12 protein-coding genes and 2 pseudogenes are annotated in these 12,061 nt (G+C 73.2%); 4 read left to right on the plus strand and 10 right to left on the minus strand.

All coding sequences use genetic code 11. The features are described from left to right. The 9 genes and pseudogenes from QZ753_RS12765 to QZ753_RS12800 all read right to left on the minus strand — a co-directional run. On the minus strand, positions 1-353 hold a 353-nt coding region (locus tag QZ753_RS12765; RefSeq protein WP_294644183.1), incomplete at its 3' end, for a response regulator. A 119-nt stretch (positions 354-472) separates the two neighbouring features. After that, a complete protein-coding gene (locus tag QZ753_RS12770; RefSeq protein WP_294644184.1) occupies positions 473-775 on the minus strand; it encodes a hypothetical protein in 303 nt (100 codons plus the stop codon). After that, positions 772-2,907 (minus strand): chemotaxis protein CheW, encoded by a 2,136-nt coding sequence (locus QZ753_RS12775; protein ID WP_294644185.1) that lies wholly within the window; start codon positions 2,905-2,907, stop codon positions 772-774. The genes QZ753_RS12770 and QZ753_RS12775 overlap by 4 nt, the downstream gene beginning before the upstream one ends. 22 nt (positions 2,908-2,929) lie before the next feature. Then, a pseudogene (locus QZ753_RS21045) lies at positions 2,930-3,235 on the minus strand (Hpt domain-containing protein); the annotation flags it as partial. Continuing rightward, on the minus strand, positions 3,208-3,606 hold the full coding sequence (locus tag QZ753_RS12780) for a hypothetical protein (RefSeq protein WP_294644186.1): 399 nt from the start codon (positions 3,604-3,606) through the stop codon (positions 3,208-3,210). The pseudogene QZ753_RS21045 and the gene QZ753_RS12780, both read right to left, overlap by 28 nt. Then, positions 3,603-4,604, minus strand: coding sequence for a chemotaxis protein CheB (locus QZ753_RS12785; RefSeq protein WP_294644187.1), 1,002 nt, complete (start codon positions 4,602-4,604; stop codon positions 3,603-3,605). Before QZ753_RS12785 ends, QZ753_RS12780 begins: the two co-directional genes overlap by 4 nt. Beyond that, a complete protein-coding gene (locus tag QZ753_RS12790) occupies positions 4,601-4,873 on the minus strand; it encodes a CheR family methyltransferase (RefSeq protein WP_294644188.1) in 273 nt (90 codons plus the stop codon). Before QZ753_RS12790 ends, QZ753_RS12785 begins: the two co-directional genes overlap by 4 nt. Further along, complete coding sequence (locus tag QZ753_RS12795) at positions 4,783-5,430, minus strand: CheR family methyltransferase (protein ID WP_294644189.1); 648 nt, start codon at positions 5,428-5,430, stop codon at positions 4,783-4,785. Before QZ753_RS12795 ends, QZ753_RS12790 begins: the two co-directional genes overlap by 91 nt. Continuing rightward, a complete protein-coding gene (locus QZ753_RS12800; RefSeq protein WP_294644190.1) occupies positions 5,427-7,121 on the minus strand; it encodes a methyl-accepting chemotaxis protein in 1,695 nt (564 codons plus the stop codon). The genes QZ753_RS12795 and QZ753_RS12800 overlap by 4 nt, the downstream gene beginning before the upstream one ends. A 447-nt stretch (positions 7,122-7,568) precedes the next feature. Here QZ753_RS12800 and QZ753_RS12805 point away from each other — a divergent pair, with 447 nt between their 5' ends. The 3 genes from QZ753_RS12805 (at position 7,569) to QZ753_RS12815 (ending at position 10,997) form a co-directional block, all read left to right on the plus strand. Beyond that, complete coding sequence (locus QZ753_RS12805; RefSeq protein ID WP_294644191.1) at positions 7,569-8,120, plus strand: hypothetical protein; 552 nt, start codon at positions 7,569-7,571, stop codon at positions 8,118-8,120. Positions 8,121-8,126: 6 nt separating this feature from the next. Next, positions 8,127-8,795 (plus strand): NHLP bacteriocin system secretion protein, encoded by a 669-nt coding sequence (locus tag QZ753_RS12810; protein WP_294644194.1) that lies wholly within the window; start codon positions 8,127-8,129, stop codon positions 8,793-8,795. Between the two features lie 63 nt (positions 8,796-8,858). Continuing rightward, the gene (locus QZ753_RS12815) at positions 8,859-10,997 is read left to right on the plus strand and encodes an NHLP family bacteriocin export ABC transporter peptidase/permease/ATPase subunit (RefSeq protein ID WP_294644192.1); all 2,139 of its coding nucleotides are present in this window, start codon (positions 8,859-8,861) and stop codon (positions 10,995-10,997) included. Here QZ753_RS12815 and QZ753_RS12820 read toward each other — a convergent pair. Further along, entirely contained in the window at positions 10,994-11,728 is a 735-nt protein-coding gene (locus QZ753_RS12820) for a hypothetical protein (RefSeq protein ID WP_294644193.1), read from the minus strand. The two genes, QZ753_RS12815 and QZ753_RS12820, sit on opposite strands and share 4 nt — an antisense overlap. On the opposite strand from QZ753_RS12820, the pseudogene QZ753_RS12825 reads away from it, so the two are divergent. Then, positions 11,703-12,061, plus strand: a pseudogene (locus tag QZ753_RS12825) (hypothetical protein); the annotation flags it as partial. The gene QZ753_RS12820 and the pseudogene QZ753_RS12825 sit on opposite strands and share 26 nt — an antisense overlap.

Genomic DNA, 12,061 nt, shown 5'->3' on the forward strand with positions numbered 1-12,061 from the left:
CCGGACGGCTTGCCGATCGCCGCGAAGGCTCCGAGGCGCAACGCCTCGCGGCGCTCGGCGGCGTCCTCGTCGGCCACCAGCGAGGACAGGATCACCACCTTGCAGGGCGAGCGCAGACCGAGGCGCCGCAGCGTCTCGAGCCCGGACATTTCCGGCATCTCGATGTCGAGCAGCACGACGTCGGGCTTCTCGGAGCGCACCAGCGCAAGCGCCGCCTTGCCGTTCTCCGCCATGCCGCAGACCGTCAGCGCCTCGTCGCTTTCCACGATCTCGCGCACCAGCCGACGCATGATGAAACTGTCGTCGACGACGAGCACGCGGCAGGACGGGGCGGTCCCGCGTTCGGACGTCATGGCGCGATTCCTTCCGTAGGCCCAAGCCGTCGCACGAGGTCGGCGATCCGGCGCCCGAGACCCGCCGCCGGGGCGTCGGAGCGCATGCGCAGGAGAAATTGCCCCGCCTCCCTGTCGTATCAGGCCGCATCGAAGAACCAGCCGAGGCCGATCAGCGCGCGGGGCAGATCGGTGAGGTCGCGCGGCTCGGGCTCGACGATCCCGTCCACCGCGTCGACGAGGACGAGGAACGCGGGGCGGCGCCATTCGAGCGCGATCGGCGGCGCCCGGCCGGCGGCCGCCCGGTCCGGGTCGAGGCGGCGCGCGTCGAGGACGCGGCTCCGCTCGCCCGCAGGCGGCAAGGGCAGGCCGATGTGGCCGACCGAGGCCGAGGGCAGGAGGAAGTGCTGCGCGCCCGCGCGCACGCGGAGGCAGGGGCTCACGCCGGGACCTCCCCGGCGGGAAGGCGGTTTTCGGCCGTGCGCAGGCCCCGCGTCGAGGCCCGGCGGGCGAGATCGACGATGCCGTCGGGATCGGCGACGAGCACGATGCGGTCGAAGCCGAGCGTCGTCACGCCGCCGATGCCGGGCAAGCGCGCGACGCGCGGATGGGTCTCGCGGATCAGCATCTCGTGGCGGCGCAGGATGCGGCGCACCGCGAGCCCGATGCGCTGGCCCTGCCACTCGCAGACGACGAGCGGCACGTGCGCGTCCGCCGCGCCGCCCCCCGGCAGGCGCAGAAGCTCGGCGAGATCGTAGACCGGCAGGAATTGGCCGTGGAAGAGCACCGCCGGCTGGCCGTTGACGCTCTGCAGCGCCTCGCGCGGCACCACGGTCGCCTCCCTGACCATGGTCTCGGGCAGCCCGATCGCCTGGACTGCGGTCTCGACGAGGAGCATCGGCTGGATCGCGGCCGACAGAGGCATGTCGAGACGGAACGAGGTTCCCGCGCCCGGCCGCGTGTCGATGTCGATCGTCCCGCCGAGCTTCGTCACGTTGACCAGCGCGACGTCCATCCCGACGCCCCGGCCCGACACGGCCGAGACCGCGTCGGCGGTCGAGAAGCCGGCCGAGAAGATGAAGCGCGCGATCTCGGCCGGCCCCGAGCGAAGGCTGTCCTCCTCCGAGACGAGGCGCTGCGCCACCGCCTTGCGCCGCACCGCCTCGATGTCGATGCCGCGCCCGTCGTCGGACAGGGTGACGGCGATGCGGTTGCCGGTCTGGACCGCGTCCAGCCGGAGGATGGCCGGAACGGGCTTTCCGAGCCGTCGCCGCTCGTCCGGCGGCTCGATGCCGTGGTCGACGGCGTTGCGGATCATATGCATCAGCGGGTCGGCGAGCATTTCCGACATGCCCTTGTCGATCCTGATGCCGCCGGTCTGCGCCCCGAAGCGGACGGACTTTCCGGTCTCGCGCGCCGTGTCGCGGATCATGCGGGGGAAGCGGCTCATCAAGCTGTCGAGCGGGATGACCCGCAGCCCGAGCGTGCTCTCGTGGATCAGGCTGACCAGCCGGTTGACCTCCGACTCGACGCCCGCGATGTCGCGCTGGAACCGTTGGAGCCGCTCGATGTCGGCCAGAAGCTCGGGTGCCTCGAGCACGGCGTGATCGGCCAGCCGCGCGATGACGTCGCCGATCCCGACGTCGAAGACGAGGACGTTGAGCCAGCTTCCGACCGAGAAGAACTCGCCGACGCGCCCGAACAGGCGGTCGAGGACGTCGATGGGCACGCGCACCTGCGTCTCGTCGGCGGCGGCCGGACGGGCGGGCGGCGGGCCGAAGAGGCGCGAGGGCGTGTCGCCGGCGATCGCCATCACCGCACCGACGCGGTCGGACAGCCCGAGGCCCGCGACCAGCGCGGCCGGATCGAAGTCCGCCGCGCGGGCGAGGACGGCAAGGCCGTCGCCACTGTCGACGGCGTGGAGCCGGGCGGCGAGGACGGCTGGCTCGCGGGCGAGCGCGGCCGCGACCGGGCCGACGTCCTCGGGGCCGAGCGGGCCGATGGGGCACTCCGCCAGCGCCGTGCCAGCGGGAAGCTCTGCCACCGCGGCGCGGATGTCGGCCGGCGCCTCGAAGAGGCCCGGCGGTGCGGCGGGGGTGGCCGACGTCTCGGTCGCCTCGCCCGGCGCTTCGGGGCGGTCGAGGTCGGCCGGCAGCTCGAGGTCCCGGTCCGCGATCCGCGCCAGCCGGCGCGCATGGAGGAGGAGGTCCGCGAAGGCGGCCGGGCGATGCCCGACGTCGACCGACAGGAGGCGCCGCGCCGCCTGTGCGGCCCCATGAAGCCCGAGCCGCGTCAGGGCGTGGAGGAGGGTCTCCCCGTCGTCGCGGAACGAGGCGTCCGCCGCCGGCGCGGCCCGGGCGACGGCGGCGTCGAGCGTGGGGAGGAGTTCCTCCAGAAGCTCCAGAAGCGCCACGAGGAGATCCCGGTCCCCGGTCAGGTGCTGCCAGGGCTGGTCGAGGTCGGGCGACGCGGCGTCTGTCCCGGATGTCTCGGCCACCATTCCGTTGAGCGCCTCGAGCGCCCGGATCGCCGGCGAGGCGGGGGCCGGGTCGGCGTCCGGCGGAACCGGCAGCAAGGACGAGCGTGCGCGCCTCGTCGAGCGTCGCGATCAGCGCGTCCTCGCGCGCGGCATCGAGGGTTGCCGTGCCGGCGCGGACCGTGCCGAGCACGGTTTCGGCGGCATGGGCGAGCCGCTCCAGCGCCGCCTCGCCGACCACCCGCGCGAGGCCCTTGATCGAATGAAAGGCGCGAAACAGCGTGTCGACGCGCTGTGGGTCGCCCTCGCCTCCAAGGATCGCGACCTCGATCGCGGCCAGATGTTCGGCCGCTTCGGTCCGGAAGTCCGCCAGAAGCTCGGGAGAGGGCTGGACGCCGCTCATGGCTCCACCGGCTCCGTCGCGCATGCGGCGACCAGCGCGGCGAACCGGTCGGCACCGGGCCGCAGGAGGCCGAGCCCGGCGCTGCCGCCGGACTTTTCGAGAACCATCCGGGCGCCGGCCGCGCGAAAGGCGGCGGCGGAACGCAAGGCCGCCGTCGCGACCACCAGCGGCGCCTCGCAGAAGAGCGAGAGGAGCATGGCGGCCTCGGCCGCGGCCGGTGTCGAATCCGCGTCGAGAAGCTGAAGATCGGGACATCCACCCGTGCGTCGGCGCGCCAGCGCGTCACCGAGGGCCATTTGCGACATGCGCCAACCGTCCTCGGCGCACCAGCGCCCGGCGACGGCCGCGAAGGCAGGATCGGCGCCGATCAGCCAGACCTCGCGCCGCGCGCTCATGGCGCCGACCGTGCGAGAGCGGCGGCGGCCGCCGAGTGGCGGAGCAGCGAGGCGAGGCTTGCGGGATCGACGACGCGGGCCGAACGGCAGGCGCCGCGGGCGGCCTCGGGCATGCCGGCGACGACGCAGGTGTCCGACCGCTGCACGAACACCCGGCCGCCCGCCCGCTCGATCTCGGCCGCGCCGCGTGCGCCGTCGGCGCCCATGCCGGACAGGATCACCGCATCGCAGGCGATGCCGGAGCGGGCGGCCGACGACAGGAGGAGGTCGATGCTCGGCCGGTACGGCCCCGGCGCGGCGGCGCTAGCGCGCAGCATCGGCGTCCCCAGACGGTGGCCCAGTTCGAAATGCGTTCCGCCGCGCAGGACCGTGACGGTTCCCGCCTCCGGGACCGGGACCGGGCCCTCGCCCGCCTCGACGACGTCGAGCCGCGTCGTGCGGGACAGGTGGGCGGCGAAGCCGGCGGTCTGGTCCGCCGGCATGTGGATGGCGACGAGAACCGGGATCGACGGGCGCCCGAGCATCGAGAGGATCTCGATCAGCGGCGCGGGACCGCCGGTGGATGCCCCGAACACGAGGACACCCGCCCGCGCCGATGGCGTGGCCTCGGCCGGCCGGTCGATCACCGTCGTCTCGGCCCGTTTCCCGCGGGCGCCGGGAAGCGCTTCCAGCGCCGCCACCAGCCCCGCCCGGAGCCGCGAGACGTCGAGCCCGCCCTCGTGCCGTGCCGCGAGCACCGGCAGGTTGCCCACCGAAAGGCGGCCGGGGCCGGCGTCGACGACAAGCACCCGGCCGCGCGGAAGCGTCTCGGGGTCGACCCGGCCGATGAGATCGCCGCCGAGGATCACGAGCGTGCCGGGCGCGGCGGCGCGGCGGGGAAGATCGGCGGGATCGCCGACATGGGCGGGCGTGCCCGCGCTGCCGTTCGCGCGCAGCGTCGTCTCCAGCGCGAGGCGCAGGAAGGCATCGGCCGTCGCGACGAGGACCGTGCGCGTCACGCGTCGCTCCCCCGGTCGGGCAGGCGGCCGAACAGCATCGCATCCTCGTGGCCCGCCCGCACGAAACGCGGATCGCCTTCGGGCGTCTCGGCCGGACCGAGCGCCAGGTAGCCGCCGGGGCGGAGCGTTTGCGCGAAGACGTCGATCGCCCGGCGCCGGGCTTCGCAGGTCATGTAGATCAGGGTGTTGCGGCACAGGACGAGGTCCTGCGGCCCGATCGGCGGCGTCTCGAGGAGGTTGTGCGTAAGGAAGCGGACCTGCCGACGCAAGCGGGCCGGCGCGGTCCAGACGCCGCCCGGCTCGATCGCCGCCCCGAGCCGCGCGGCGCAGTCCGGGGCAGCGATCGGAAGCTGCCGAGCCCGGCGCTCCTCCGGTAGGTCTCGGCGCGGGCGGTCTCGATCGCGTCCGCCGACAGGTCGGTTCCGGTGATCGAGGCCGCGCCCGGGATCGCGGCCTCGGCGATCAGGGCCAGGGTCCAGACCTCTTCGCTGGTCGAGCAGGATGCCGACCAGACGCTGACCGACGCGCGGCCGGAGGCCTTCGAGCGGGCGAGGAGGTCCGGCAGGACGTCCCGTTCGATTGCGGCCAGCTGGCGCGGATGCCGGAAGAAGAACGTCTCGTGGACGAGAAGGTCCTCGACGAAGGACTGCCAGCGCGTCTCGGGCGCCACGGTCGGCTGCGCGGCGTCGAAGCGCTCGAGCGCTGCGATCAGGCGGGAGTTGCCCGAGCGGAAGCCGAGGCCGATCTCGCGCTCGACGCGCGCCAGAAGCGGTGGGGCGGCATCTCCCTTGCGCAGGCGCCCGGACACGGCGGCCGGCATCGTCATGCCGTCCGGAAGCGTCCGACCTCGGTCCGCGTCTCGTCGGCAAGGCCCGCGAGATGGACCATGGTCATGGAGATTTCCTCCGCCGCCGTCGAATTCGACGCGGCAATGGTGCGCAGCTCCGAGACGTTGGCGTCGATGCGGCGGAGCGTCGCCTGCTGCTCCTCGATCGCGACCGCGACCGAATGGATCACCGCCTTGGTCTGCGTCGTGCCGTCCGAGATCGTGGCCATCGTGGCCTTCACCTCGTCGGTCGCGGTCCGTCCGGCCGCGGTGTCGAGCGTCGCCTGCTCCACGATCTCGGCGATCTGCTTGGCGTTCTGCCCGGCGCTCTCGGCCAGCTTGCCGACCTCCTGCGCCACGACCACGAAGCCCTTGCCGTGTTCGCCCGCGCGCGCCGCCTCGATCGCCGCGTTGAGGGAGAGGATGTGCGTGCGGTTGGCGATCTCGCCGATCACCTGCGTGAGCTGGCTGACCTTGCGCCCGTTCTGGCCGATCGACTGCATGATGGCGGTGAGGTTCTCGACCGACTGCAGGCCGCGCTCGACGGCATCGGCCGCGGCCACCGCCTTGTCGGAAGCGAGACGCGTGCCGCCCGAGACCTCGCCGATCGCCGACGTCGTCTCGCCGAGCGCGCCCGCGACCTCGCCGAGCTGGGCGTTCTGGGCCCGCGCGCCGTCCGAGACCTGACCGACCGCGGCGCTCGCCTCGGCGACCGGGACCGCGGTGGAGCGCGCCTTCTCGGCGAAGGACTGGAAGGTGCGGTTGGTGGATTCCAGGAGGCGGTTGACCGCCTCGCCGATCTGGAGAAGGAAGCCGGACTGCTCCGCCAGCCCGACACGCACCGTGAGGTCGCCGGCCGCGGCGCGGCGGATCACCTCGCCGATTTCCTGCGTCGCCTGCTCGGCGCGCGTCATCGCCGACAAGGTTTCCGCGTTGTCGGCGAAGACGCCGACGGCCCGCGCCATCCGGCTGATCTCGTCGTTCCCGGTGGCGGCCGGCACGTCGACCTCGGTCTCGCCGGCCGACAGGCGCGTCATCGCCTCCGTCATGCGGTTCAGCGGCCGGTTGATGCTGCGCGCGACGAGAACCGCGAGGAGCGCGCCGAGGCACAGGCCGGCGACGGCGACCGAGATTATGAGCGACAGGCTGCGGCCGTAGCTCGCCGCCGCGCGCTCGCGGATGTCCCCGAGAAGCGCGAGCCGCTTCTGGCGAAGCTCGGTGAAGAGCGGGCTGACCTCGCGGGCGAGGCCGTCGATGCGGCTCTGGTAGGCGGCGAGCGCCGCCTCCGGCCCCGCCGTCGCGCGCAGACCGACGACGTCCCGAAGGGCGGTCAGGTACGCACCGAAGCGGGACGCGACGGCACCGGCTGCCGGCGCCAGCGACGAGCCGCCGTTCTCGGCGACGAGGCGCGAGATGGCGGCCGGCATCTCCTCGATGTAGCGGCTGGTGCGCGCGCCGTCCTCCTGGTCGCCGGTGACGACGAAGTTGAAGCTGCGGGCGCGCAGCAAGACGAAGTCGCGCTCGATCAGGACGCCGTCGAGCGTCGCGGCGCTGAACGTCGCATAGTCGTCCATCGACGGGTTGAGATCGCGCAGGCCGATGAAGCCGGCGAGCGCGATCGCGGCGGCGATCACCATCAAAGCGACGGCGAGGCCGCTGATCTTGGTGGCGATGGAAGCCGACCGGAACATGCCGAGTAATCCTTGGCCAGAAGGGGAGACAGCGCGTGGCGCGCCGGGGCCGCGCACGGGCTCTTCCCTGTCTAGTCGGTCCACCGCCCCTCCGGGAGCGCGAAGTCGGACCGTCCGCCCGCATTGCGTCCCAGGATGCGAACCGCCCGTCCCAGACCGGTCGTCGCGCTGCAGCCGGGCCGACGGGAGCCGGAATCGGACGGGCGCGAGGCGAAGGACGAGCGTCAGGGGGCTCGAGGCAACGCTTCGTCCCACAGACCCTTCAAGGCGTCCCGAGAAGGGCGGGTCCACTGGATAAGCGCCGAGGGCGGCTCCTAGCGTCGCCCATCTCCGTGCCGGCAGAGCGAAGCCGGAAAGCAATTGGGCGGCCAGGCATCGGACATCGCGCCGTCGGCCGACCGGACCAGCGCTCCCCGTAACATCCGTCCAACCGCAACCCGGTCCGCCATGTCCTCCGCCTCCCGCATCTTCCGCCAGACGGCGCTCGACCGGCTCTCCTCGCCCGAGCAGCTCGATCGGCTGATCGGCCTGACCAAGCCGCGCGACTGGCTCGCCGCCCTGGCGCTGGCGGCGGTGATGGGGCTCGGCGTGGCGTGGTCGATCGTCGGGACCGTGCCTGTGCGCGTCACGGGCAGCGGCATCCTGATCGCGACGGGCGGGCGCGTGCTCGATGCGGTCGCGGGGGGCGAGGGGACGCTGGAGCGCATCGCGGCGCCCGTCGGCGTGCTCGTGCGCAAGGGCGACGTCGTGGCGCTCGTCACCAATCCCGAACTCGCGCAGGCGCTCGCCGACGCGCAGTCCGTCCTTGCCGAGCGCGAGGCCCGGCATGCCTCGTTCATCGCCAGCATGCGCCTCGGCGAGGCCGCCCGGACGGCCAGCCTTGCCGCCCGCAGAACCGCGCTCGAGGCGCGCATCGCCGACGCCGACGGGCGCGGACGGGATCTCGAGACCGACGTCGCCCGCCAGGACATTCTGTTCGGCCGCGGCCTCGTGACCTAAACGGTCCTGAACAACGCCAAGCAGGCGCTCGCCGCCGCGCGCAAGCAGGCGATCGAGGCCAAGGGCCAGATGGCCGCGACCGAGGACGAGGCCGTGGCCGCGCGCAACGCCGGCGAGGCCGAGACGCGCCACTCCCTCGACGCCCGCAGCCGCCAGCGCGGCGTGGTCGTCGCCCCGATCGACGGCCGGGTGACCGAATGGAAGGCGGCGGCCGGCGCGCGCGTCGCGCCCGGCCAGCCCGTCCTCAGCATCGAGGGCGGCGTGACGGGGACCGAGCTCCTTCTCTACCTGCCATCCGACGGCGGCAAGCAGGTCCGGCCCGGCATGAAGGTCTGGGTCGCGCCCTCGACGGTGAAGCGCGAGGAATACGGCACCCTCATCGGCACCGTGACCGAGGTGTCCGAGTTTCCCGTGACGCCTCAGGCGATGATGTCGGTCCTGCAGAACGAACGCCTCGTCCAGCAGTTCGCACCGCGCGGCGCCCCCTTAGCCGCCCGTGTCTCGCTGGATGCCGATCCCTCGACGCCGAGCGGATTTCGTTGGTCGAGCGGGCAGGGACCCGCGCTCGCGCTGACCAGCTGCACCGTGGCGAGCGGCGACGTGACCGTCAGCGAGCGGCCGCCGATCACCTACGTCATCCCGTGGCTGCGCAAGGCGACGGGCCTTGCCGGCTGACGATCCATGAGCACCGTGCAAACGCCTCCCGCCGCAGCCCCCCAACGTCTCTCGAGGCGACGGGTGCGCGCCGTGCCGCCGATCCTGCAGATCGAGGCGGTGGAATGCGGCGCGGCCTCGCTCGCCATGGTCCTCGCCCATTACGGCGCCTGGATTCCGCTGGAGCAGCTGCGCACCCTGTGCGGCGTCTCGCGCGACGGCTCCAAGGCCAGCAACCTCATGAAGGCGGCGCGTGCGCTCGGGCTCAGCGCCAAGGGCTACCAGAAGGAGCCCGCCGCGCTGCGCGAGCTCCCCTGGCCGCTGATCGTCCACTGGAACTTCAACCACTACGTCGTTCTCGAGGGGATGGATCGCACCCACGCCTTCATCGCCGATCCGGCGAGCGGGCGGCGCAAGGTGCCGCTGGCCGAGTTCGACGCGTGCTTCACCGGCGTCGCGCTCGCCTTCGAGAAGACCGAGGCGTTCCGGCCGAACCGAAGGCCGAGCGGCCTCCTGCGGGCGCTGCGCGAGCGGGCGGCGCAGTCGAAGACGGGCCTCCTCCTGATCGCCCTTCTCAGCGTCGCCCTGATCGTGCCCGGCCTCGTCCTGCCCGTCTTCGCCAAGCTCTTCGTCGACGGGGTCGTGGTGCGCCAGCAGGAGCAGTGGCTGATCCCGATCCTCCTGATGCTGGCGGCGACCGCGCTCCTGCGCGCGAGCCTGACCTATGCGCGCCAGAGCCTCGTCCTCCGCCTCCAGTCCAAGCTCACCGTGGTCGGCGCGAGCCGGTTCTTCCTGCATCTCCTCAGCCTGCCCATCGGCTTCTTCCTCCAGCGCCAGCCGGGCGAGATCGCCTCGCGCGTCGAGGCGAGCGAGCGTGTCTCGCGCGTCATCTCGGGCGATCTCGCCAACGCGGTGATCGACGGTGGCAGCGCCATCGCCTTCGCGCTGATCCTGTGCGGCTACGACCTGCCGATCGGGCTCCTCGTCCTCGCCCTCACGCTGCCGAACCTTCTGGTCCTGCGGATGCTGCGCAGCCGGCAGCAGGACTTCGCCCGCAGCCAGAGCGCCGATCTCGGCAAGCTGGCGGGCTCCACCGTCGGGCTGATTTCCGGCATCGAGACCATCAAGGCGTCGGGCCTCGAGAACGCCTCCTTCGGGCAATGGGCCGGCTACCACGCCAAGGGGCTCGAATCCGCCCGGCGCATCGGCCTGTCCGGGCTGACGCTCCAGGTCACGCCGGCCGTCCTCTCCGGGCTCGCCGAGATCGCGGTCCTCGGCCTTGCGGCCTATCGCATGATGGCGGGCCTCCTGGCGGTCGGCGATCTCGTGGCGATCCAGACGCTCGCACGGTCCTTCAACGCGCCCGCATCCCGCGTCTTCGCGCTCGGTGGAACGCTGAACACGGTCGAGGCGGACCTCCACCGCGTCGACGACGCGCTGCGCAACGCGCCCGACGCTCTCGTCGTCCGCGAGGCGGCCGCAGGGGCGCACGCGTCGCGCGAGCTGTCCGGCCGGGTGTCGATCGAGGGCGTGTCGTTCGGCTACAACCCGCTGGCCGCGCCCCTTCTCGACGGGATCGACCTCGTGGTCGAGCCGGGGCAGCGCGTCGCCCTCGTCGGCGGATCGGGTTGCGGCAAGTCGACGCTCGGGCGCCTCGTCTGCGGCCTGACGAGCCCGCGGGAGGGGCGCATCGCCTTCGACGGCATCGGGCTGGAGGCGCTCTCGCGCGAGGAGCGCGCCGCCAATATCGCCTATGTCGACCAGGACATCTTCCTGTTCGAGGGCACGGTGCGCGACAACCTCACGCTCTGGCGCCACGACATTCCCGACGCGGCGCTGACGCGGGCGCTCGACGACGCCGCGCTTCTCTCCGACATCGCCGCACGGCCGGGCTATCTCGACGCCGCGGTGGAGGAGGGCGGTCGCAACTTCTCCGGCGGTCAGAGGCAGCGGCTGGAGATCGCCCGTGCGCTCGTCGGCCATCCCGCCGTGCTCTTCCTCGACGAGGCGACCGCCGCGCTCGATCCCGAGACCGAGAAGCGGATCGACGAGAACCTGCGCCGGCGCGGCTGCACCTGCATCATCATCGCCCACCGCCTGTCGACCGTGCGCGACTGCTCCGAGATCGTCGTCATGCGGGCGGGGCGCATCGTCGAGCGCGGCACGCACGAGCATCTGATGCGGCAGGGCGGCGAATACGCGACCCTGGCGCAGTCGTCTTAAGCGCCATGGACACGCTCCGTCGCGAGGATCGCGCGACCGGCCAACCCTCCCGCCTGGTGGAGGGCGGCAGCGCGCACCCGCGCCTCCTGACCGATCCGGACGTCTGCACCCTGGTGCGGCGCGGGCGCGTCGATGTCTTCCTGGTTCAGAATTCGAAGCTCGACAGCCGTCGGCGCCCGCTCTTCTCGCTCGGCGCGGGCGATGCGCTCTTCGGACTTCCCGTTCCCTCCGAGCCCCATCTCGGGCTGCTGGCGGTCGGATCGATCGATTCCGAGCTCGAGATCCTCGACGCCGCTGCGCCGATCGATGCCGCGTGGGCCGATGCCTGGATCCGGGCGCTCGGCGCGGCCGTCAGCGACGCGCCGCCGCGCGACCGGGCGCTCGTCCTGCACCCCGAACTCGACCGCTGCGACGCGAACGCGCTGATGCGCGGCGATCCGCGCACGACGCGCTGGGTGCGGATCGAGACAGGCCGGGCGACGCCCGGCGAACGCGACGTCGTCGCCGGGGCGGGCGCCCGTTTCCCTCTGGCCGGGGCGCTGCAGGCCGAGGCGCTGACCGAGCTGACCCTTGCGGTGGAGACGCCGGACAGGATCGTCGCACGCGGCCTGCCGACAGGCGCTGATGCGTCGTCTGGGCGCCGGCACCCGGCAAGCCGCGCGCCTGGCCGAACCAGGGGAGGCGCTCGACGCGGGCCTCAGGGACATGGCGCGTCTCTCGGGCGACGGCACGGGCCCGGCCCCGCCGCGCGACCCGCTGCAGGGCGCGCTCCACCACCTGTTCCGGGCGCTAGAGATCGCGCCACTGGCGCGCGCCTTCGAGCGCGATGCGCGCAGCGGCGCCGCGCTCCCCTCGAGGCTCGCCGCGCTCCTCTCGCGCCACCGCCTTTTCCAGCGCAGCGTCCTGCTGCGGCCGGACTGGGAGCGGCAGGACGGGCCGCCGCTTCTCGCCTTTCTCGACGCCGAACGCCGGCCCGTCGCCCTCGTCTGCCGCCGCCGGCGCTGGCTCGTCCTCGACGGCGCGGCCGAGCACCGGCTGGATCCGGCGCTGTCGGCGCGCCTTTC

The organism is uncultured Aureimonas sp. (assembly GCF_913775355.1).
Lineage (GTDB): Bacteria > Pseudomonadota > Alphaproteobacteria > Rhizobiales > Rhizobiaceae > Aureimonas.

Bases quoted from the DNA above. Each gene is read 5' to 3' on its own strand.
- QZ753_RS12780 (WP_294644186.1), bottom strand. From the start codon at position 3,606: ATGAGCGCGCGGCGCGAGGTCTGGCTGATCGGCGCCGATCCTGCCTTC.
- QZ753_RS12795 (WP_294644189.1), bottom strand. From the start codon at position 5,430: ATGACGATGCCGGCCGCCGTGTCCGGGCGCCTGCGCAAGGGAGATGCC.
- QZ753_RS12800 (WP_294644190.1), bottom strand. From the start codon at position 7,121: ATGTTCCGGTCGGCTTCCATCGCCACCAAGATCAGCGGCCTCGCCGTC.
- QZ753_RS12805 (WP_294644191.1), top strand. From the start codon at position 7,569: ATGTCCTCCGCCTCCCGCATCTTCCGCCAGACGGCGCTCGACCGGCTC.